The 21563-nt window shown below is 45.6% G+C and carries 21 protein-coding genes, 3 tRNA genes and 1 pseudogene; 17 read left to right on the forward strand and 8 right to left on the reverse strand.

All coding sequences use genetic code 11. The annotated features are described in order from the left end of the window. Positions 1-35 precede the first annotated feature (35 nt). Positions 36-365, forward strand: a pseudogene (locus tag FW758_RS19565) (DUF4124 domain-containing protein); the annotation flags it as partial. A 251-nt stretch (positions 366-616) separates the two neighbouring features. On the opposite strand, the gene clpB reads toward FW758_RS19565, so the two are convergent. The 3 genes from clpB to rluD all read right to left on the reverse strand — a co-directional run bounded on the left by clpB (position 617) and on the right by rluD (position 5098). After that, positions 617-3190: an ATP-dependent chaperone ClpB gene (clpB, locus tag FW758_RS19570; protein WP_446446265.1), complete on the reverse strand. Its 2574-nt coding sequence runs from the start codon at positions 3188-3190 to the stop codon at positions 617-619. A gap of 198 nt (positions 3191-3388) precedes the next feature. Next, positions 3389-4123, reverse strand: a complete 735-nt coding sequence (pgeF, locus tag FW758_RS19575) for a peptidoglycan editing factor PgeF (RefSeq protein ID WP_446446266.1) — start codon at positions 4121-4123, stop codon at positions 3389-3391. Then, on the reverse strand, positions 4124-5098 hold the full coding sequence (rluD, locus tag FW758_RS19580; protein WP_006080591.1) for a 23S rRNA pseudouridine(1911/1915/1917) synthase RluD: 975 nt from the start codon (positions 5096-5098) through the stop codon (positions 4124-4126). A gap of 122 nt (positions 5099-5220) precedes the next feature. On the opposite strand from rluD, the gene FW758_RS19585 reads away from it, so the two are divergent. The 6 genes from FW758_RS19585 (at position 5221) to hmpA (ending at position 9848) form a co-directional block, all read left to right on the forward strand. Then, positions 5221-5982 (forward strand): outer membrane protein assembly factor BamD, encoded by a 762-nt coding sequence (locus FW758_RS19585; protein WP_446446267.1) that lies wholly within the window; start codon positions 5221-5223, stop codon positions 5980-5982. A 229-nt stretch (positions 5983-6211) separates the two neighbouring features. Continuing rightward, a tRNA-Phe gene (locus FW758_RS19590) sits at positions 6212-6287 on the forward strand. 54 nt (positions 6288-6341) lie between these two features. Beyond that, a tRNA-Leu gene (locus tag FW758_RS19595) sits at positions 6342-6428 on the forward strand. 86 nt (positions 6429-6514) lie between these two features. After that, a tRNA-Leu gene (locus FW758_RS19600) sits at positions 6515-6601 on the forward strand. Positions 6602-6767: 166 nt separating this feature from the next. Continuing rightward, on the forward strand, positions 6768-8393 hold the full coding sequence (locus tag FW758_RS19605; protein ID WP_012588348.1) for a methyl-accepting chemotaxis protein: 1626 nt from the start codon (positions 6768-6770) through the stop codon (positions 8391-8393). Positions 8394-8654: 261 nt separating this feature from the next. Further along, positions 8655-9848: an NO-inducible flavohemoprotein gene (gene hmpA / locus FW758_RS19610; RefSeq protein WP_446446268.1), complete on the forward strand. Its 1194-nt coding sequence runs from the start codon at positions 8655-8657 to the stop codon at positions 9846-9848. Between the two features lie 164 nt (positions 9849-10012). Here the strand turns inward: hmpA and FW758_RS19615 are convergent, their stop codons facing one another. Further along, positions 10013-10720 (reverse strand): pseudouridine synthase, encoded by a 708-nt coding sequence (locus FW758_RS19615; protein WP_446446269.1) that lies wholly within the window; start codon positions 10718-10720, stop codon positions 10013-10015. 161 nt (positions 10721-10881) lie between these two features. Between FW758_RS19615 and FW758_RS19620 the strand changes: the two genes are divergently transcribed. Continuing rightward, positions 10882-11808: a tetratricopeptide repeat protein gene (locus FW758_RS19620; RefSeq protein WP_446446270.1), complete on the forward strand. Its 927-nt coding sequence runs from the start codon at positions 10882-10884 to the stop codon at positions 11806-11808. 106 nt (positions 11809-11914) lie between these two features. Here FW758_RS19620 and FW758_RS19625 read toward each other — a convergent pair whose 3' ends face one another. Further along, positions 11915-12538: a helix-turn-helix transcriptional regulator gene (locus FW758_RS19625; RefSeq protein ID WP_446446271.1), complete on the reverse strand. Its 624-nt coding sequence runs from the start codon at positions 12536-12538 to the stop codon at positions 11915-11917. Between the two features lie 147 nt (positions 12539-12685). Between FW758_RS19625 and FW758_RS19630 the strand changes: the two genes are divergently transcribed. Continuing rightward, entirely contained in the window at positions 12686-13297 is a 612-nt protein-coding gene (locus FW758_RS19630) for an NADPH-dependent FMN reductase (protein ID WP_446446272.1), read from the forward strand. A 56-nt stretch (positions 13298-13353) separates the two neighbouring features. Continuing rightward, positions 13354-13770, forward strand: coding sequence for a VOC family protein (locus FW758_RS19635; protein ID WP_259513272.1), 417 nt, complete (start codon positions 13354-13356; stop codon positions 13768-13770). 107 nt (positions 13771-13877) lie between these two features. Here FW758_RS19635 and FW758_RS19640 read toward each other — a convergent pair whose 3' ends face one another. After that, entirely contained in the window at positions 13878-14216 is a 339-nt protein-coding gene (locus FW758_RS19640) for a DUF1971 domain-containing protein (RefSeq protein ID WP_012088496.1), read from the reverse strand. Between the two features lie 296 nt (positions 14217-14512). Here FW758_RS19640 and FW758_RS19645 point away from each other — a divergent pair, with 296 nt between their 5' ends. Then, on the forward strand, positions 14513-14983 hold the full coding sequence (locus FW758_RS19645; RefSeq protein WP_446446273.1) for a YcxB family protein: 471 nt from the start codon (positions 14513-14515) through the stop codon (positions 14981-14983). A gap of 72 nt (positions 14984-15055) precedes the next feature. On the opposite strand, the gene FW758_RS19650 is transcribed toward FW758_RS19645, so the two are convergent. Then, positions 15056-15619, reverse strand: coding sequence for an acetate uptake transporter (locus FW758_RS19650; RefSeq protein WP_446446274.1), 564 nt, complete (start codon positions 15617-15619; stop codon positions 15056-15058). 769 nt (positions 15620-16388) lie between these two features. Between FW758_RS19650 and FW758_RS19655 the strand changes: the two genes are divergently transcribed. The 5 genes from FW758_RS19655 to FW758_RS19675 all read left to right on the forward strand — a co-directional run bounded on the left by FW758_RS19655 (position 16389) and on the right by FW758_RS19675 (position 20261). Next, positions 16389-16625 (forward strand): hypothetical protein, encoded by a 237-nt coding sequence (locus tag FW758_RS19655; protein WP_006080575.1) that lies wholly within the window; start codon positions 16389-16391, stop codon positions 16623-16625. A 363-nt stretch (positions 16626-16988) separates the two neighbouring features. Continuing rightward, positions 16989-17852, forward strand: coding sequence for a MipA/OmpV family protein (locus FW758_RS19660; RefSeq protein ID WP_446446275.1), 864 nt, complete (start codon positions 16989-16991; stop codon positions 17850-17852). Between the two features lie 5 nt (positions 17853-17857). After that, entirely contained in the window at positions 17858-18268 is a 411-nt protein-coding gene (locus tag FW758_RS19665; RefSeq protein ID WP_446446276.1) for a DUF3019 domain-containing protein, read from the forward strand. Continuing rightward, positions 18268-18981, forward strand: coding sequence for a response regulator (locus FW758_RS19670; protein ID WP_006080570.1), 714 nt, complete (start codon positions 18268-18270; stop codon positions 18979-18981). Before FW758_RS19665 ends, FW758_RS19670 begins: the two co-directional genes overlap by 1 nt. 11 nt (positions 18982-18992) lie before the next feature. Further along, positions 18993-20261, forward strand: a complete 1269-nt coding sequence (locus FW758_RS19675) for an ATP-binding protein (protein ID WP_446446277.1) — start codon at positions 18993-18995, stop codon at positions 20259-20261. A 169-nt stretch (positions 20262-20430) separates the two neighbouring features. Here FW758_RS19675 and FW758_RS19680 read toward each other — a convergent pair whose 3' ends face one another. Next, entirely contained in the window at positions 20431-20736 is a 306-nt protein-coding gene (locus FW758_RS19680) for a DUF1289 domain-containing protein (RefSeq protein ID WP_446446278.1), read from the reverse strand. 205 nt (positions 20737-20941) lie between these two features. Between FW758_RS19680 and FW758_RS19685 the strand changes: the two genes are divergently transcribed. After that, the gene (locus tag FW758_RS19685; RefSeq protein ID WP_107946723.1) at positions 20942-21478 is read left to right on the forward strand and encodes a DUF4136 domain-containing protein; all 537 of its coding nucleotides are present in this window, start codon (positions 20942-20944) and stop codon (positions 21476-21478) included. Positions 21479-21563 lie beyond the last annotated feature (85 nt).

Below are 21563 nucleotides of genomic sequence, written 5' to 3' on the forward strand. Positions count from 1 at the left end.
CTATACCAAGGCTTCCAAGAGGAAATTCCTAGGTAGAACAAGAAAACATCAAAGCAGAAAAGCTCTACAGTGAAGATTTAGAGCAGGCGAAAGTGGGTTTTATCGCACCGGTAAAGAAAGCGGAAGCCACTTCTGAAGCCAATGAATTAGAAAAGTCAGCGGCGCTGATCAAAGAGAAAGATGCTAAACAGGCTCAATCCATTTGTGAGAGTGCTAAACACAATTTAGATATTCTCACGACGCACACTAAGCTTATCCGCCAAACTTCCGATTCGGGTGAATCTGTCGCTATGACAGAGGAAGACCGCCAAGCCTCGATTGCCCAGCAACAGGAAAGAATCAAACTCTTCTGTGATAAGAAGTAGCCATTAATGAAGAGCGATTAAGCTGATGCAATAAAAAAGGAGCCGAGTTAAAAACTCGGCTCCTTTCGTTTTAGTACTTGAAGCGGGAGCGATACTGACTAAGAAAGCGCTATCTCTTATTGCAAGATAGTTTATTTCAAGCTCGTTCATTCAAGAACGCTTATTTCAGTTCGCCCATTTCAACCTATCCAACTTCAAGCTTGCTGTTAACGTATCGCATTCAAACAACACACTAAGTGACTAGCGACTGGTTATTGCTCGAACACTAACTCGCCACCCGCACAGCTGACCTTGATCGGTTTACCTGGTAACAAGTCGCCACGCAGTAATTTCTGCGCCAGCGGGTTTTCGACTTCTTGCTGCAATGCCCGTTTCAACGGTCTTGCGCCATACACAGGATCGAAACCAATTTCCGCAATCAGTGATAATGCGTCGTCGGTGATTTCCAATGTATAGTCCTTTTCCGCCAAACGTTGGCGTAAGGAAGCAATCTGTATCGAAGCAATACGCTTGATATTGGCAGCATCCAATGGATGGAACACCACAGATTCATCGATACGGTTTAAAAACTCGGGTCTGAAACTGTGAGTGACCACATTCATTACCGCCGCTTTCATCTCTGCATAGGTCACTTGACCAAATCCTTCTTGGATAATGTCAGAGCCTAAGTTCGAGGTCATGATGATCACTGTATTTCTAAAATCTACAGTACGACCTTGACCATCGGTTAAGCGTCCATCATCAAGCACTTGCAGTAAGATGTTAAACACATCGGGATGCGCTTTCTCGACTTCGTCGAGCAATATCACCGAATACGGTTTACGACGAACGGCTTCCGTTAAGTAACCGCCCTCTTCATAACCCACGTATCCAGGAGGCGCACCCACTAAACGCGATACTGAGTGTTTCTCCATAAACTCAGACATATCAATGCGCACTAAGGCCGACTCGGTATCGAATAAGAACCTCGCCAGTGATTTACACAGCTCAGTTTTACCCACACCCGTTGGGCCTAAGAACAGGAACGAGCCAATCGGGCGATTTGGATCCGCCAGACCCGCGCGGCTACGACGAATCGCATTCGCGACCGCATCGACGGCTTCGTTTTGGCCTATCACCCGCTCGTGCAGCGCCACTTCCATTTGCAGTAATTTTTCGCGCTCGCCTTCAAGCATTTTCGATACGGGAATTCCCGTCGCTTTCGACAAGACTTCGGCGATTTCGAACTCAGTGACCTTGTTACGCAATAACGTCATGTCCTGCATTTCGGCTTGCGATGCCAAATCGAGCTGTTTTTCAAGCTCAGGAATACGACCGTATTGCAACTCAGACATCCGAGTTAAATCACCCGCACGACGCGCCACTTCTAAATCCATTCGAGCCTGTTCGAGATCGGCTTTAATATGCTGAGTTCCCGCTAGTGCGGCTTTTTCAGTACGCCAGATTTCGTTCAACTCTGAAGCTTTAGCTTCAACGTCACGTAATTCCTCTTGCAGATGGTCAAGCCTGCGACGGCTCGCCTCATCATTTTCTTTGGCTAACGCTTGCTCCTCCAGTTTGAGCTGGATAGCACGTCGTTCAAGCCGGTCGAGTGACTCAGGTTTTGAGTCCATCTGCATGCGGATGCTCGATGCCGCTTCGTCGATCAAATCGATCGCTTTATCGGGCAACTTACGGTCCGACACATAACGGTGCGACATAGTCGCCGCCGCCACAATCGCCGGATCGGTAATTTCCACATAGTGATGCAGCTCGTAACGTTCTTTCAGGCCACGCAAAATGGCGATGGTGTCTTCAACACTTGGCTCATCCACCAGCACTTTTTGAAAACGACGTTCAAGCGCCGCATCTTTTTCAATGTACTGACGATACTCATCAAGCGTGGTAGCGCCCACACAGTGCAAATCACCACGCGCTAACGCAGGTTTCAGCATGTTACCCGCATCCATTGCGCCTTCACCTTTACCGGCGCCGACCATAGTATGCAGCTCGTCGATGAAGAGGATCACTTGACCTTCTTCCTGCGCTAACTCATTCAATACCGCTTTTAAACGTTCTTCGAACTCACCGCGATATTTAGCGCCCGCAATCAATGAGCCCATGTCGAGGGATAAGACGCGCTTATTTTTAATCCCCTCGGGGACTTCACCATTAACGATACGCTGGGCAAGTCCTTCAACAATTGCAGTTTTACCCACACCCGGTTCACCGATAAGGACGGGGTTGTTTTTACTGCGACGTTGTAATACTTGGATCGTGCGGCGAATTTCATCGTCACGGCCGATCACAGGATCTAACTTGCCTTGTTCGGCTCGCTCGGTCAGATCGATAGTAAACTTCTTCAACGCTTGACGTTGATCTTCAGCGTTCGGATCATCCACTTTTTGGCCGCCGCGCATTTGTTCAATGGTTTGCTCCATCAACTCTTTGGTCGCGCCGGCTTTTTTCAACGCTTGCGCGAGGGCATCGCCTCCTTCTAACGCAGCTAATACAAATAACTCGCTAGAGATATATTTGTCTTTACGCTTTTGCGCCAATTTATCGCACAGGTTTAATAAACGTATTAAACCTTGGGATAATTGCACATCGCCGCCCGTACCTTCGACTTGAGGTAAGCGTTCCAGCTCTTGACTCAAAAGCGAGCGCAGCGCACTCACGCGAATGCCAGCTTGGGTCAATAAGGGATGGATTGAACCTGAATCTTGGTTCAACAATGCCATCATCAAATGCAGCGGTTCAATAAACTGATGATCACGCCCGAGTGCGAGAGACTGGGCATCTGAGATGGCAAGCTGAAATTTATTGGTCATACGATCGAGTCGCATACAGCCTCCTAAAACTCACAAAGTAGAGGTATGCCAATCCACAAGATATCTTGCCAATTTAGTGGCGTTAAATCAGTACCGCTAATGGAGAGATCTAAATAGGATTGGTATTACATTTCGTTAGTTAAAAGATGGGGGCTATTTAGCCAAATTCAAGCGGATAACGCGGAAATAAATATAAATTATAGGGGAATTAACTTAAGACTTAAGCCAGATCAACGATGCCATGCGCCCCGTCACCTTATCACGACGATAAGAGAAGTAATCGGTGTCACTGACAGTGCAGATATCGGCGCTATAAATATGCTTGATGCCGAGTAAACTCAAGCGTAATTTAGCCAAGCCAATAATATCGGCCAGATACTTGTCACCACTGGGAATAAAACACGCTGCCGCCAGTGGATGTAACCCACAGAATGCGTGCTTCACTTCGACGCCGACTTCAAACTTTTGTGGACCAATGGCCGGGCCGAGGTAAGCAATCAACTCATCCATAGGAGAACTAAACTGCGCCGCGGTGGCCTCAATCACGCCATCACATAAACCGCGCCAACCGGCATGGGCCGCTGCCACTTCGGTTCCCGCTTGATTACACAGCAATACAGGTAAACAATCGGCGGTCATTACAGCACAAACTTGGCTCGCAGTTCGGCTATAACTGGCATCGGCAATCGGCGTATCAGCAGCCTGAGCTAAGCTCAGCGTATCTAAATTGAGCACATGGGTACCATGGACTTGCTCAAGCCAGACAGGTTTGGCAGTTAACGCTAATTGTTTGCAGAGTAATTCACGATTAGCCATCACCTGCTGTTCAGCATCACCGACATGCAGTCCAAGATTCAAACTGTCATAGGGATGCACGCTCACACCGCCATGACGATTTGTCATAGCGATGCCAACATTAGCAGGAACAGGCCAATCGTGATCAAACACTTAGAGATACTCGATCGGATGCTCTACCGTGTCTTGACGCAGTGCTTTAGTCAAAATCACCATGTCTTCAGGAATTGGCGCTTGCCAGCTCATGATTTCACAACTCACTGGGTGAGCTAATTCTAGACGAACTGCGTGCAGCGCTTGGCGCTTGAAGTTTTTCAGGATATCGAAAAACTCTGGGCTCGCCGCTTTAGGCGGTTTTGGACGACCACCATACACAGGATCGCCCACTAACACGTGGCCTATGTATTCCATGTGCACACGGATCTGGTGAGTACGGCCAGATTCTAGACGTAATCTCAGACGTGTGTGGTTACGGAATTTTTCCGCGACACGGTAATGCGTCACCGCAGGTTTACCTGAGTGCAGCACGGCCATGTGAGTACGTTTAGTAAGATGGCGACCAATCGGCTCATCCACAGTACCGCCACCTGTCATAGTCCCCATAACAATCGCTTCGTATTCACGAGTGATTTCACGGGCCTGTAAAGCGGCAACTAAATGCGTTTGCGCTTCAACGGTTTTGGCAACGACCATCAAACCTGTTGTATCTTTGTCCAGACGATGCACAATACCCGCACGTGGCACATGCTCAATATCAGGACAATGGTGCAATAGTGCATTCATCAAAGTGCCATCGGCATTGCCAGCACCTGGGTGAACCACCAATCCAGCTTGCTTGTTGATCACGATAATGTCGTCATCTTCATAGACGATATCCAGATCAATGGCCTGCGCCGCGGCATGGACTTCTTCTTCGAGAGTGGCGTCTATGAGTATCTGTTGCAGCTCATAAACTTTCTCGCGGGGCTTATTAACGACAACGCCGTCAACATGAACTGCATCAGATAGGATCCATTCCTTGATGCGCGTGCGCGAGTAATCTGGGAACAACTCTGCTAGGGCCTGATCTAATCTCAGTCCAGTTTGTGTTGCCGAAATCTCGCTTTTTAGATTAATCTCTTGTGTCATAGGAACCGTATCCCCATTTAGGGGTCAAAAAATGTGTGCTATCTGTTACAATCGGATGTTTTCTATTTTATAGTGAAATGGAAAAATTCTTAACTACAACTTAAAAAGAATTGAATTCAAGTATGTATAAATTTTCCAAAGGCGTTACCTTAGTCCTATTTTCACTAGCGTTATCAGCCTGTAGCAGCAGCCCTGATGATAACGATATTGCCGCCAAAACGTCACCTGATGTGCTTTATACTCAGGCAAGAACCTCTATGGAACTTGGCAATTACTCTAAAGCTGTCCGTTCTTTGGAGGCGTTAGACTCACGCTTCCCCTTCGGACCTCACAAAACTCAAGTCCAGTTAGACCTGATTTATGCTTACTACAAAATGGACGATGTCGCTTCGGGGATTGCGAACATAGACAGATTTATCCGTCTTAATCCTACCCACCCTGATATTGACTATGTGTTTTATATGCGCGGTTTAGTGAACATGCAAGCCGACAACTATTTGTTCCACGATATGCTAAATATCGACCGAACCGATCGTGACCCTAAAAATGCTCAAGATGCTTTCAAAGATTTTGATCGTCTCATCAAAACTTACCCTAACAGCAAATATGCCGCCGATGCGCAAAAACGCATGTTAGCGTTGAAGAATCGCTTAGCAAGATATTCAATCCAAGTTGCCGAATATTATCTCAAGATGAATGCATGGAGCGCCGCAGCAATCCGAGCACAATCTGTAATGGAAACATATCCTGGCACCTCTTCAAATGAACGGGCATTAGAGATAATGATAGAAGCTTATGGCGAATTAGGTCAGAGCAAGCTGAAGCAAAACGTGCTCATGGTAATGCAAGCTAACTATCCAAACAATGAAATCTTATCAAACTAGCCGAGAATGCCCCTTTAATAGGGGCATTTTTTTGCTTTGTTACCCAAGTTAACCCATCACTAGATATTGCTAAGTCCCCAGCGTGGATAGTAGTTTGAGTATTTTTAGCTCGCCACTTGCAGCGTAAATGACACTTTCGTGTAAATCTTATCCAACCGAGTCACTTTTTACGTTATTTAGTAAAAATCTATTGACTCAAAACCCGAAAAGCCTTTAAATTGCGCCCGTCGCCCGAATAGCTCAGTCGGTAGAGCAGAGGATTGAAAATCCTCGTGTCCCTGGTTCGATTCCGGGTTCGGGCACCATCTTTAAATTGGTTGCTTCAGCGACTAATGTTAGAGAACTGCAATAGGTACAGTGCAGGTGTGGTGGAATTGGTAGACACGCCAGCTTCAGGTGCTGGTGCTCGCAAGGGCGTGGAGGTTCAAGTCCTCTCACCTGTACCAAATTGCAGTTCAACGAATGAAACAAAGCATTAAAATTGTTTCTTCGGTTTTAAGATTACTCATTCGATGAAATTTCGGATAGCCATGCAGATGTGGTGGAATTGGTAGACACGCCAGCTTCAGGTGCTGGTGCTCGCAAGGGCGTGGAGGTTCAAGTCCTCTCATCTGTACCAACATTTAAACCTCGCTAAGCGAGGTTTTTTTGTATCTAGAACAAAATAAATCCTCTGTTACTCTCCCCTCTTTCCGCTGATTTGCTATACCTAATGTTACAGACTCATCATAGGGATAGCTCGAGCTCTGCCTAAAGGACTCTTTAGTTCACTGAGGCTATCCCATATGAACGGTCTACAAATAAAACAAAAAATGTTTATCGGCATTTTGGTCCCCCTTGCAATGTTACTGACGATTGGTTTTCTCGCCATTAATATGATGGGCAACATTGAGTCGGGTGTTGAACGCATCTATAACGACAGAGTGGTGCCGCTGGATGACTTAAAAGTTATTGCCGATAAGTATGCGGTCGATGTTATCGATGCGGTAAATAAGGCGAACGCGGGTGGTTTCACCGCCTCGCAAGCGGCTGAAGCGCTAGACAGTGCCAAATCGACTATTACTCAACATTGGCAAAAATACCTATCTACCGAGCTTACCTCAGAAGAATCCCGACTAGTAAAACAAGCCGAAGTGCTGTTCTCCCCCGCGAATCAACAGATTGATACCCTGATTTCGCGCTTAAGAGGATTAAACGGTGATGTTTCAAGCCAACTCTCAGCCAATATCCTGCCGCTGTACCAAGCAATTGATCCTATCAGTAACCAAATATCTGAACTGATTGCACTGCAAATCCGCGTGGCGGGCGAAGAAAAAGATCGTGTAAATGCCATTTATCAATCTTCAATCACTATTTTTGTGGCATTAGCCTGTGCCGCCATGATCATCAGTATTGTGATTGGACTCTGGGTCAATCGCAGCGTGATGAATCCCATTAATGACATCCTCGGTAAACTGAAAAGGATCCATCAAGACTCAGATCTCACAGTCAGATTCACCACTTTTAATCACGATGAGCTAGGCCAAATATCCACGAGCCTCACCCAAGTGATTGAACACTTACGGGGCATTCTTCATTCCATTGCCGAGGCGGCAACTACGGTCAACAGTTCGGCAAATGAGTTAAGTAGCTTCACCCAAGCCACCAATAAACGAATGCAACAGCAACAAGCCGAAACGGAGCAGACTGCAACGGCCATGAATGAGATGACGGCCACCGTAGCCGAAGTCGCCCAAAGCGCATCTGCCGCAGCGGATTCAGCCAAAGATGCCGATACCTATGCCGCCAACGGCAATAATATTGTGATGCAATCGATTAGCAGTATGTCGCAGCTTTCTGATCAAATTCAAAAAACGGCGCAGGTCATTGGATTCTTATCTAATGAAAGTCAAAATATCGGCCGCGTACTCGATGTAATTAAGAGCATTGCCGAACAAACTAATCTACTCGCACTCAATGCCGCCATTGAAGCCGCACGGGCGGGAGAGCAAGGTCGCGGCTTTGCGGTCGTTGCCGATGAAGTGCGAACCTTAGCGCAACGCACCCAAAAATCGACTCAAGAAATTGAGGCCATGATTGCTACCCTACAACAAGGGGTTAAAGAAGCCGTCAGCGCCATGGAAATCGGTATCAATCAAGTAGATGATGCCAACGATAAAGCCAATCAGGCGGGTCAAGCGCTGAAAGAAATTGTCACCTCAGTAGACAGCATCACCGAGCTGAATACCCACATTGCGACCGCAGCTGAAGAGCAAAGTAGCGTTGCCGAGAGTATTAATCGCAGCATTATTGCCATCAGCGATATTGCTGAGCATTCCACGGCTTCGGCGGCTGAATTAAGTGAATCTGTGATTAATTTGACTAAGCTCGCCAGCAGCATGCGCAATCAAGTTAGCGCATTTAAGCTCTAATTTAACTCAATCAACCACAAAACGACTGCAACAATTTTTGCTGTTGCAGTCAAACTCCCCTCTATTTACATCATCTGTAACCCATTGAAATAAAATATCCGTTTCATCATTTCTCAATTTAATGTCTCCTTTTATTGAACACTTCAAATGAACTCAGCCTCGTTATCAATAGCACGGATAGCGATAATCTCTATTGATCCAAATCAAATAGATCTTTAAACTCATTAAACATTCATAATATTTACACGTTAAGGATTTTCTATGTTGGACAGCCGTACTATCCAAGTTATCAAGAGCACTATTCCCTTACTCGAATCTGCAGGCCCTGCGCTGACGACCCATTTTTATCAACGTATGTTCAAACATAATCCTGAACTAAAAGATGTATTTAATTTGGCGCACCAACATTCTGGTGGTCAGCCTGTAGCCCTGTTCAATGCCGTCGCAGCCTATGCAAAAAATATCGAAAACTTAGCGGTACTGAGTTCAACGGTTGAGCGCATTGCCCAAAAACATACGGGATTTCTGATCAAACCTGAGCAGTATGCGATCGTCGGCAGCCATTTATTGGCAACGCTTAAAGAATTAGGGGGCGATGCGGTAACAGAAGAAGTGTTAGAAGCTTGGGCACAGGCTTATGGATTTTTAGCCAACATCTTTATTCAGCGAGAAGCACAGATTTATCAAGCGCATGCAGAGCAAGATGGTGGCTGGTTGGGTGAGCGTCAGTTTATTATTAGTGCGAAAAATACCGAGTCAGCAGTCATCACCTCCTTCATATTGACGCCCGCAGATGGCAAGCCAGTAAAAGATTTTATTCCCGGTCAGTATTTAAGTTTGAAGCTAACACACCCGAATTTGGCATATGAAGAAATCCGCCAATATTCCTTATCCGATGCGCCTAATGGCACCAGCTACCGCATCAGTGTGAAACGCGAACTCGGCGGCCAAGTGTCGAACCTGCTGCATGATGCGATACACGTCGGCGACAAAATCGCGGTAATGCCACCCGCGGGGGACTTTACCCTAGAAGTCACGGCGGACACGCCGGTAGTACTTATTTCAGCTGGTGTAGGCCAAACACCGATGAAAAGTATGCTCAATCAATTACTCAAGCTGCAACATCCCAGCACTATTACTTGGCTGCATGCCTGTGAGCAAGGCGCCGTACACGGCTTCAAACAGGCGATTCACGCCAAGCGCCAACAACATCATAATCTGACGAGTCATGTTTGGTATCGTGAGCCAGCCCCAACCGATACGTTAGGTGAAGATTATGATTTCGAAGGGCAAATGGAGTTAAGTAAAGTCGCCGAACAGCTGCTCCCCCACGCACGTTATTATTTCTGCGGCCCCCTTGGATTCATGTCCGCCATCAAGCAGCAACTACTCGCTCTGGGTGTCGCGGCTGAAAACATGCACTATGAAGTGTTCGGCCCCCACGCCGATCTTTAATGGCATGGCACGGACTTGAGGGAATTCACGCTCAGGTCCGTTTGAATGCTTAGCTTTGCACTTAGCTTTTGTACTTAGCTTTTATGCTTAGCTTTCATTGTTAGCATGGCAAACAATAACGATAAGAACGATGAATGCTTGATGTACTTTTCTGTTCATCATTTTTAACGGATAGAGGCCACTTCAGCAGCAGTGAGTGCGCGACTTTCACCTGAAGCGAGTTTTTCATCGAGCACAATATCGCCTATCGACAATCGATGCAGGCCAACAACCGGATTGCGGAATCGACCAAACATCCGCTTGATTTGATGATACTTACCTTCATGTAACGTCACTTCAGCCACGTTATCAGCAAGGATAACCAGTTTAGCCGGTTGAGTCGTAATATCTTCAAAGCCAAAGTACATCCCTGCGGCAAATGCAGCGATGTATTCTTCGGTTATGGGATTAGCCAAGGTAACTCGATACACTTTATCGACCTTGTGTGTGGGTGACATCAGTGCATCAGACCAGCGGCTGTCATTGGTTAATAACAACAAACCCGAAGAGTTTAAATCTAATCTGCCGGCGATATGTAACTCATCGCGGGTTTCACAATCAAGTAAATCAATCACAGTTTTATGCTGAGTATCTTTAGTCGCACTCACGACACCAATCGGCTTATGGAGCATCACATAGACGGGCGCATTGGCCTGCAGTATGTGCTCATCGAGTTGGATGTGGGAAAACTCATCCACTTGCCTATCCATATCTTTCACTATCAATCCATCGACGCACACTCGGCCCGATAATAGCAGTTCACGCACCACTTTACGGTGAGTGTGTAACTGGGTACAAAGATAACGATCGAGTCGGCCGCGCTTAGATTGCATAACACCACAAATGACGAAATATGAATGGGATAGCCATTCTAGCAGGATGCAAGTTCGGCTCATAGCAAGCCAATGCTGCGAATCTTCACAAAGGCAATTCAGGGCTAAATTGGATCGGACGAGGTAAAATTTGTTAAGCTAGGCGCTCAATTCATCTTACTGTGAGTGGTTACCGCATCAAAAACTTATCCGCAAGTCCCGTTTTAATACATTCAAACCTGCTATTTTTAGCCTTGCTTTTAGTGACGCTTGCGAGCTCTTTTTTCGCCCAAGCGAGCGAGACAGTTAATCCTCCTGAAGCGGCTCGCACTTCTGCTATCCATGATAAACCGCTGATCGAGCGTTACGTCCTCGATGAACTTAAATCCCTTCGACACGACCAACAGGATCTCGAGCGTCGCCTCACCATAGACATCACCGACCGGGAACTCGCCGTTGCCGATAAGTCGATGAATTACGCCAATGTCACTGTGACTTACTTCTTCTACATCATCGCGGGTGTCGCCTCGTTAGTCGCCTTTATCGGCTGGCAATCCCTGCGGGAAATCAAAACGCACACCGCCAAACTGGCAGCTAACCAGCTGCAAAGTATTGCCGAACAATACGAAGAAAAGTTCAAAGTACTTGAGCAAGAACTCAAGCGTAAGAGCCGTACTATCACGGACAATAATCGAGAGATTGAGATTATCAATGAAATCCATAACCTCTGGCTACGGGCGCAAAGTGCGCAAACGCCAGAGCAGAAAATTGAAGTCTATGATGAAATTCTCACGATTCGACCTGGGGATTTAGAAGCGCTGACCTACAAAGCCGACGCCGCAATGGAGATGCGCGAATTTAACTGGGCACAAAGCCTGTGTAATCGCGTTCTGGAAGTGGACCCAACTAACGCCCACGCTTTCTATCAAAGAGCCTGCGCCTTTGCTTGCTTAGGGGTTGAAGATAGAGCGATTTCTGATTTAGAGCGCGCCATTCATAACAGCGCATCCTTCAAGGAACTGGCCTTAGATGAGGCAGATTTCTCACAACTTAAAGGACATGCTCGTTTCGAGACCTTATTGGCCTATCACGAACCTGAAAAGCCCTAAGCGACTAAGTTTTAAGCTCCGCACTAACGCTTGATATATGGCGTTGGCGCTCAGTGGCGTTTTATCTCATAGGTAAAGCGCCATAAATGAAGCGGCTTAAGTCCCACTAGTGAGGAATAGCCTCAATCTTATATGCACAGCGGCGTGCACCTTCGATGATATGTTCTTCGCGGCTCACCACGGCGATATCGGCGAATAATTGCTGGAAAAGTTGTAACTCTGAGCGGCAAAAGTTTAAACACTTAGTCGCTGCGGCGCAGATTGGACAATGATTTTCGAGTAAAAAATACACGCCATCTACCTGTTCCATCGTTGCCATATAACCTTCATTCGAGCGTAATTTCGCAAGAATGGCCAAACGTGTCGGAATATCTGTCGCCCCTTTCATAGCGGCACGATACTGGATCAACGCACTTTGCTCCCTGTGGTCGATAAGCTTATCCAAGCCTTGGTCGCCAAAGATCATTTTCACCGAATCAATAAGCTGCACCGTCAATTCCTCATGGCGATCGGCAAAGTGACTGCGGCTTTGTTCCGTCAATCCCCAGTAACGCGTTGGGCGACCACGACCTTCAACTCTATCTTCGATGTCCACATTGCCTGCGTCTTCTAAAGCTTGAAGATGTTGACGTACGCCCATAGTCGTTAACGCCAATTCCTCCGCTAAGGTTTTAGCGGTGAGCGGGCCATGCAACTTGAGCAATTGTATAATTTTATCAGTGGTTTTCATCTGAACTCTCCGATGGTAGCCAGCGCATTATCTCCGATCTAGTCCCGCTTTAACAGATTAAATAAACTTTTTTATTTACTTTATCCTTTACAAGATTAAATAAAGTAATTACCTTATAAATAATTTATAAACAAATAGGTTTACTTAATGAAATTACTCATCATCAGCACCAGCCAAAGACCCGACTCCCAAAGTACTAAAGTCGGTCGTTATATTGCCGAAAGCAGTTTCTCATCTCCCCATGCTATGGGTTACAGCATACATCACTTAGAGTTATGCCAATTTAACCTGCCATTTTGGGATGGAGAGGAAGACAACAAGGGGGAGCAATGGCCCGAAATAGAACAAAGCGTCGATGAAGCCGATGCGCTAGTGCTTATCACCCCGGAATGGGGCGGCATGGCATCACCACTACTGAAGAACTTTTTATTGATGTGTACTCGCGAAGAAACCGCCCATAAACCGGCACTGTTAATTTCTGTTTCAAGCGGAATTGGCGGTACTTATCCCATCGTTGAAGTGAAGATGAATGCACTCAAAAACAATAAATTAGTGCCCATTCCCGATCACTTGATCATCCGCAATGTTAGCAATGTACTCAATGCCGTTCCCGAAGGTGCTCGAGATATCGCACTCAGGGAAAGAGTGCAGTACAGCTTGTATATGCTGCATCAATACGCCCAAGCATTAGCGCCCATTCGTCAACAACATGCCGGACAAGCGTACCCAAAGCAGCAGGAATACTGTTACGGTATGTAAGCGGCTTGAGATTTTAACCACCAGCAACAGACTAAAATCATTACAAGGAACGCATTATGATTCATTTAGAGCATATCAACTTAGTCGTAGACGACATCCCCGCAGCACTGCGCTTTTATCAAGCGGCTTTTCCCCACTGGCGTGTTCGTGGTGGCGATAAAGGCACTTGGTACGGCAAACCTCGCAATTGGATTCATTTTGGCGATGATTATCAATACATTGCTTTTAGTGACAATGGTGAGGGAGAAAACAGAGATTTAACGGGTCATCAAATTGGACTGGCGCATTTTGCCTTTGTCACCGACAACTTAGATGCTGTGATAGCAAGATTGACCCAAGCAGGCTTCCCGATTGCCAAAGATGGCATGGAAGATCCCTATCGGCGTAATATTTACTTCTTTGACGCCCATGGTTTTGAAGTGGAATTTGTCGAGTATATAACTGATATTCCGGCGGAGCGAAATCGCTATTAACGGTATTAGCGTAAGTCGTGATTAAAAAAAGTGGTCAACTGCAGCCGCGAACCGTGCGAATTGGACTGAGTGTTAGTTGCTAGATGTTAGGTGCTAGGAGCTAGACACTATTCACTTCGCTCGGATTGCTGCTGTGCCACTATGGCCGAATCCTTATGGGCATAAAAGTGGAGTCTGAACTGGGTATCTTCAGTCAGTAGCTCCACTTTGTGCCAATACTCGGGATGAGAAATGGCCGTTTCACCGGCGCGAATGATGATTTCTTTATCTAACTCGCCTCTGCTGCCCGTAAAGCCATAGAACTTTAAGCTGCCGGTGAGCACTTGGATCTGCCCATACACACCAGCCTTAGTATTGTGCATGTGCAACAACATTTTAGGGACGTTGTCACGGCTGAAAACCGGCGTTGATTTATAATTAACAAAATCTTTAGGGACTAAAGCCATTATGCTTTCGCACTCCTTGAGGGACTCATGGGATCGAATAACGCTGACGACAAGACTAATATAGCCGTTGCAGCATTTCTGTCCAACTCAAAGTGTTAGCTTCATCGAGGAGATCCTTCCAACACTGGCTCTGGACACGACAGCACACTTACCCATACTCACACGAGCGACCTTAGCGCTTTATACGTTCGCTACTTTATACGCTAGCAACTTTATGCATTCGTTACTTTAGTTACTTTCATCACTGTAATCGCTACACTAGCCCGCATTAAGTAGCACCTAAAATAGATGACATTATGCCGACGCCCTATTCTTACTCAACGACCTATATTTTAGATAAAGCCCATTTCGATGAGTGCTATACCCAATCTGTCGTGCCTGATCCCACGCTCAAACCTTACTACAAAGCCATAGGGTTGGGCCTGATAGGTATCGCGCTGATCTTCGCTGACATTAGCCTCTATTTAGCTTACTTTTTCGTTGGACTCGGCGTTATCGAGGCGCTCAATGTGAAGTATCACAAGGCATGGTGGTTGATGCGTCAAATGATGAGTAAAGCGGCCAGCAATGAGGTCACGCTCACCATTGATGAGCAAGGGATCCACACTCAATCTATGTCAGTGACCAGCCAAATTTTATGGACCGACATTTACCGGATTAAAGAAACTGAAAAAGGTTTCTTGATCACCCACAAGGCAGGCACGAGTTATGTATCCTTGCGTAGCTTAGATGAGGCGGCTGCGACCTATATTAAAACTAAAATCTAGTCCCGCTAAAAAACACCCATAAAAAAGGCTGATCTGCATCAGCCTTTTTCATAACTCTTCATTGCTGAATCGTTACTTTTTCAATTCACCAACCGGTAAAATCGTGCGGCCATACTCATTATTGAGCACCTGCGCCATCGCAAAATAAATCGCACTCGCACCGCAGATGATCCCTTCAAAGCCAGCAATCGTGCCAATCAAGGCGCTGCCCGTGAAATCACGCGCCGCTAATAGGAAAAATAAGACAGTCAAAGAAGCAAATACAAACTGCTTAGCTCGTGGATAACGCAAAGAACCTACAAACATAAATGCAGTGAATATGCCCCAAAGCGTTAAATAACAGCCCATAAAATACGTTGGACTCGCCGCAATGCCCGCATTAGGCATTAGGATTAATCCCACTAATGTTAACCAAAACAAACCGTAAGAGGTAAATGCCGTCGTACCGAAAGTATCGCCGCGCATAAAACACATAATACCCACAATCACTTGACCAATGCCGCCGTAAAAAATCCCCATGGCTAAGATCATAGAATCAATAGGGAAATATCCCGCGTTATGGATGTTTAACAAAATCGTTGTCATACCAAAGCCCATTAAACCTAATGGCGCTGGATTAGCCAGTTTTGTAGACACAGAGTTCCCCTAGAGAAAAATCAATAATTCAATAAAAATCAACGGCATTAACCGCAAACTTTATGTTCACGCACCTGCGAGAGCCGCGCATTCTAGAGGATAGCTACAACCTTGGCAACGAAATCATTAAAAATGAATAAGTTAGAGTAAATACAGAATAAAAACAAAAGCTTAAATAAATAATGCTAGCAAGAAAACCACATCAGAAATTGAGTTGAAAATTAATTCTTTTCAATTCAATATTCTAGACAGCTAACCTGCTACAACCTGCTTCATATCGCATTTAATGCAACTTTTTATAACTGCCGCATGGTTTAGCATTATGCCCCCTTATAACCTTAATCAAAATTGGGGTTAAAACAGCAAGAATATAGCACTCCATCGCAAATCCATGATTAAGGTGATGTAAGTGGCACTTTTTAAAAATACCGACTCCTCGGGGCCAGATTTTCCCTAGAAGCTAATCCATAAATTAAACGCGACGCCATCATCGCATAAGCTTTGTATAAAGCCCTTATCGCCGGTACTAAGCTAAACAGGTATATCAGTTGGGATAATGGCTAATGCTAAGCCAATGGTTCAGCACTTAAACATCAGATTTACTTGAAGCGAATCAAGGGAAAACAAGCTAAAAAACCTTAACCCCAAAAGGTAAAAATTATTTATATCTAAAACAGAATAGCAGTGATAAATTGCAGATGTTGGCGCAGTGGTATTAAGAGAATGCTTCTTAATCTGTAGTTAACAATACATAACTAAAGGAAATAAAATGAATAAGTTATCAGCTGTTTTCACCCTGTTGGCATTAGTGAGCTTCACGACCCTTGCTGACGACTCATCTTTACCGCCTGCACCAGCAGCCGATATCGCTCAGCTGAAAGAAGTGTGCCAGCAGATGGCCTCTGAAGATCAAGTCGAGAATGCAGAGCTAAAACAATATGTGCTTGATTGTGTAAACGATCAGCTGACAGAAATGGGCTACAAGTCGGTTACTGAGGTTAATTAATCTTCATTCTAATCTCTGTGTTATTACAGCAAAGCGCGTTTTTCAGCTTCATTCAATGCCATTCACATCTGCGAATGGCATTATTATTTTCAAGCAACACAGCTATTCAGCTCACAATTAATATCATTTCCGTTACAGACGAAACGTATCGAATACAAAATTTAACATCCATAATTAACCGTATGGAAGCCACCAAAATAGGCTTTTAGCATGACTATCAAGGTATTGTGCGATCTACAAATTTACTATTTAATTGATAGCTGTATCATTTTGCATCCCTGCGAATGAAACCACTGTTGAATTGGGCATAAAATGCTAATCTATTTTCCTGTATTATTAACCTCAGCCCTTAATCGTTAAATCATGTATCGCATCCTTTTTATCCTCATTACAAGTTTAAGTATTTTGCCTTCTGTCGGAATGGCGAAAGAAACCTGCGCATCTGAAAATCAGTGTATTGAGATGAACAACTGGGATCTCGGCGTCGCCATTGGCTGGGGACAAAAAAGCAATCCACTCAAGGATTTTGACGATATTCCACTGTTCTTTATCCCTACAGTGGCCTATTACGGCGAACACTGGTTCTTCGATAATGGTAATTTAGGCTACACCTTAGCCGAGCAAGAAAGCTTCACGTTCAATCTCGTCACCAGTTATAGCTTAGATAGAGCCTATTTCTATCGATGGGACCCATCGAATATCTTTTTGAACCGCGGCACACAAATCGAAGCCAAAGCCATAAATAACATGTCTTTGTCGACAGAACCCGAACGTGAATTTAATTCTTTAGAGACGCGGAACTTCACCCTACTTGGCGGTGCCGAAGCATTCATCTATACCCGACTCGGCATTATTCGATTGGCGTACACCCATGATATGTTTAATGTTCATCAAGGTTCAGAAGCACAAATAAAATGGACCTATGGCTGGGATTATGATCGTTTCATTTTTGAATTCGCACTGGTGTTTGATTGGAAGAGCCAAGCAGTGGTCGATTATTATTATGGCGTTAGACCGAGTGAAAACGCCTATTGGAGTGAACAATATCAAGCAAAATCAGGCTGGGATAAAGGTGCGGAAATGACGGCTCGTTATATATTAACTGACAATTGGGATCTACTGTTGGCAGTTCGTTACACTCTAATTGCCGATGAGATTGCCGCCAGTCCCTTGTTAGACCAAGACTATAGCAGCACCTACTTTATCGGCGCAGCCTATAGGTTCTAACGTTAGTGACGCTGCCTCAGTTAAGCTTGCTTTGCTTTCTTGGTCTAAGCCTCGGCTTGATGGGCCCAAATTCTGCTCAAGCTAAAACTCGCGACGCGGCTCTTAAACTCACACCTGAAATTTGTATTACCAGTTCAGAAACTCAGGCCTGCGATGTCTATATTGAACTGCAGTGGGAGCTCGCCAAAGATGAGCTTATCTGTATTTTGTCCGACAATGCCGCCTATCCAAAATGGTGCAGTGATTCAGTTTCAACCCATACGTTAAGCATGAAAATCCACACTATGACGGATATTCAATTTGTCATGGTGAGTAAAGACAGTAACCAAACTTTGGCTGGTGCCAAACTTAAAATCACTTCTGCATCACAACCTCAGGTTCGCAGACGTTACCGCAACCCTTGGAGTTTATTTTAATGACAAGCCCACAATCGAACCACAGAGTATTATTGGTTGAAGACGACGTTCGCCTAGCAAACTTGATTGTAGATTACCTAAAATCCCATGGTATGCATGTTGAAGTTGAACGCCGTGGCGACACAGTATTAACGCGATTAATCAATTACAAGCCAGATATCATACTGTTAGACATTATGCTGCCGGGCATGGATGGCCTCACCCTGTGTGAGAAACTGCCCGACTATTTTGCAGGCCCAATCCTGCTAATGAGCGCACTTGGCTCAAGCGAAGATCAAATCAAAGGCTTAGAACTCGGTGCCGATGACTATGTGGTTAAGCCCGTCGATCCTGCTCTGTTAGTCGCGCGGATCAACAACTTACTTCGTCGTCAGAATCAGCCACCTCAGGCGGAATCCCACTGTTTGACCTTTGGTAAACTGAGTATCGACCCGCATACCCACGCGATTCGCCTCAATGAAACTGAAATCGATCTCACCAGCCACGAATTCGAGTTGCTGTGGTTACTGGCCTCACAAGCTGGCCAAGTACTCAGCCGTCAGTATATCTATCAGCTGTTACTCAATATTGATTTCGATGGTAAAGATCGAAAAATTGACGTGCGTATCTCTAGATTACGTAAAAAACTCAACGATAATATCGAGACACCTTTCAGAATTAAAACCGTTTGGGGACAAGGTTACCTCTTTGCTCCTGAAGCCTGGAATAACTAAGCACAGATACAGTGAAACGTCTCTTTATCAGTTTATATCTGCTACTCAGTCTCAGCGTGCTTGGGATTGGCTGGACACTCGACAGCTTGTGGCAGAAAAATGTGGATGACAATAACGCCCTCGATGCGCCATTAGTGGCCTTGGCGCAATTGTTAGCGGAACTGCCTCCCGATACCCGCCAAAGGTATCTGGAGGCGATCCCAGCCAATCCTGTGATGCCGTTGCAATTGCTCAGTGCCGGTCAAGTCGCGCTAGCAGACAATCAAGCCATCAGTACCAGTACTGTGTTCACCACCACGACCAATGACGATAACCTGCTGCAATTTATCCGAGTCGGCGATCAAGTCTTAATGGCAGGGCCGCTGGACATCGATCCTAGAGCCAACCTTCGCAGCCTGTTCACCCTGTTCTTCTATTTGTCACTTGCGTTAGTAGCGTTGATTTGGGTAGGCCCGCTTTCTCGGGATTTGAGCATACTGCGTAAAGCTACCAAAGAGTTTGGCGAAGCGAAATGGAACACGCGGATTACCCTGTCAAATCGCTCTCAGGTCAAACCCTTAGCCAATACCTTTAATGAGATGGCGCGACATATCAGCGCCTTGATTGAGAACCAGAAACACCTGTCTAATGCGGTCTCCCATGAGATCCGCACGCCGCTGGCGAGACTCAAATTCGCCCTTGCACTTATGCCCATGTATTGTCAGCCCGATTCGGACGAACAAAAGCGCCAAGATTTTCTCGATGAGATGCAGCTCGATATCAAAGAAATGGAAGACTTACTCCAAGAACTGCTGACCTACGCCAGCTTAGAGTCCCAGCGAGAAGGTATCCAGTTGGATGAATACGATCTAATTAATCTCATCAATCAAAGCATTAAGCGCCTTGAAACCTTAAGCCCAACACCTATTACCTTAAAGACAGAAGTCGAAAAACTGCCCTTGTTTGGGGAACCTGCATTAATTGAACGTGCGCTGCAAAATTTACTGACCAACGCCCAACGCTTTGCCCGCACTGAAATTATTATTGAGGTTAAGCAAACGCAGCACAGGGTGAATTTAAGTGTGAGTAACGACGGCGAACCTATCCCCTCGGTGGATTTACCGAAAGTGTTCGAGCCTTTTTATCGCAGCCAATCGGTGCAAAATGGCAATAAAGGGCATGGTTTAGGGCTTGCGATCATCAAACGGATTATGCAGCGACACCAGGGGAATGTCAGCGTCACCAGCGATGCGCAACATACCCGATTTAATTTAATCTGGCCGAAGAAGCGCAAGCTGTAATAGGGATTGGGATAGGGATTAAACGGCTGCGGATCTGTTATTCATCTAACGCGCTAATTCTACAAGCCAATAAAACAAGTCAGTTAAACAAATCAGTTAAACAAATCAGTTAAACAAATCAGTTAAACAAGTCAGTTAAACAAGAATATTTCACAAATTATTCAACAACTTAGTCTAGCTCGAAGCCACCAAAATCCAGATCGGATTCGGGCTCAGGCTCAAAATTCAACTGCGGATTTAACGCCGCCCTTTCTTGCTCAATTTGCGCTTGCCTTGCTTTCATCATCGCCAACTGGCGACGGCGTTTACGTTGAGTGCACAGCCGAATGACATCGTACTTTTGCGCATCTGAAAACGTTAACCAATTGAATCTTTCGTCACGGCTTCGCAGGCAACCATTACAGTAACCGCGCGCATCGGTGGCACACACACCGATACAGGGACTGGGGATATCAAAAAAGGCTAACTGTTCCATAACCCGCCGCTATTCCTCTGTCAAAATGAGCTGTTCTCAAATGAAGCATGCTCAGATGAACCATGGTTAAACGACCCGTGCCCAAAACGAAGCTGCAGAATGGCGTTTAAAGCGATTCAAATACAACACACTTATCTAAAGTACTTGCAGAAACAACCTTAATCAAGGCACATTGAACAGAGTTTGTACAATTTGGAGCACTATCATGGGATACCGTCACTTTGCCAGTCTGCTCGTCGCCGTTGCCTTATTAAGCGCTTGTAGCAGTAAACCGAAAAACGATTACGATCTCAATTACGACTTCAGCACACTGCACAGCTTTACCCAGCTAACACCACAGCCTACGGACGACCCGCTCAGCGCCCAGCGTATTCAAGTAGAAATCAACAACCAGTTGACTCAAAAAGGCTTTGTCGAAAATACCCAAGCCCCCGACTTTAACGTCGCCTACGCCCTACTGACCCAAGATAAACCTAAGGATTCAGGGCTATCGATTGGATTAGGTACAGGCACATTCGGCCGTTCTGGTGGGATAGGAATCGGTACTAGCGTTGGGGTACCACTTGGCAGTGATACCGCTAAAATTCAAACTATTCAGATAGATATTGTCGACCCAAAAACCAAAGCGCTCATTTGGCGTGGCAGCGACAGTTATGATTTCGATGCAGGCGGCAATGAGAAAGCCCAAGATACCGCCAAAGCCGTCAGCCGAATTTTGGCGCAGTTCCCACCGAAAAAATGACCGTGAAGAGTCAATAAAAATGGGCGAATTCCGCCCATTTTTATTAATGAAGAATGCTTGTCGTCAAATAACTTAGGCGAAATAT

The sequence above is a fragment of the Shewanella sp. 1180_01 genome, from assembly GCF_052850535.1.

Excerpts from the sequence above, each read along its gene's own strand:
- FW758_RS19625 (WP_446446271.1), bottom strand. The coding sequence starts at position 12,538 with ATGAAAACCACTGATAAAATTATACAATTGCTCAAGTTGCATGGCCCG.
- FW758_RS19645 (WP_446446273.1), top strand. The coding sequence starts at position 14,513 with ATGCCGACGCCCTATTCTTACTCAACGACCTATATTTTAGATAAAGCC.
- FW758_RS19630 (WP_446446272.1), top strand. The coding sequence starts at position 12,686 with ATGAAATTACTCATCATCAGCACCAGCCAAAGACCCGACTCCCAAAGT.
- clpB (WP_446446265.1), bottom strand. The coding sequence starts at position 3,190 with ATGCGACTCGATCGTATGACCAATAAATTTCAGCTTGCCATCTCAGAT.
- FW758_RS19680 (WP_446446278.1), bottom strand. The coding sequence starts at position 20,736 with ATGGAACAGTTAGCCTTTTTTGATATCCCCAGTCCCTGTATCGGTGTG.
- FW758_RS19685 (WP_107946723.1), top strand. The coding sequence starts at position 20,942 with ATGGGATACCGTCACTTTGCCAGTCTGCTCGTCGCCGTTGCCTTATTA.
- FW758_RS19605 (WP_012588348.1), top strand. The coding sequence starts at position 6,768 with ATGAACGGTCTACAAATAAAACAAAAAATGTTTATCGGCATTTTGGTC.
- FW758_RS19670 (WP_006080570.1), top strand. The coding sequence starts at position 18,268 with ATGACAAGCCCACAATCGAACCACAGAGTATTATTGGTTGAAGACGAC.
- rluD (WP_006080591.1), bottom strand. The coding sequence starts at position 5,098 with ATGACACAAGAGATTAATCTAAAAAGCGAGATTTCGGCAACACAAACT.
- FW758_RS19655 (WP_006080575.1), top strand. The coding sequence starts at position 16,389 with ATGAATAAGTTATCAGCTGTTTTCACCCTGTTGGCATTAGTGAGCTTC.
- FW758_RS19615 (WP_446446269.1), bottom strand. The coding sequence starts at position 10,720 with ATGCAATCTAAGCGCGGCCGACTCGATCGTTATCTTTGTACCCAGTTA.
- FW758_RS19640 (WP_012088496.1), bottom strand. The coding sequence starts at position 14,216 with ATGGCTTTAGTCCCTAAAGATTTTGTTAATTATAAATCAACGCCGGTT.
- hmpA (WP_446446268.1), top strand. The coding sequence starts at position 8,655 with ATGTTGGACAGCCGTACTATCCAAGTTATCAAGAGCACTATTCCCTTA.
- FW758_RS19660 (WP_446446275.1), top strand. The coding sequence starts at position 16,989 with ATGTATCGCATCCTTTTTATCCTCATTACAAGTTTAAGTATTTTGCCT.
- FW758_RS19585 (WP_446446267.1), top strand. The coding sequence starts at position 5,221 with ATGTATAAATTTTCCAAAGGCGTTACCTTAGTCCTATTTTCACTAGCG.
- FW758_RS19635 (WP_259513272.1), top strand. The coding sequence starts at position 13,354 with ATGATTCATTTAGAGCATATCAACTTAGTCGTAGACGACATCCCCGCA.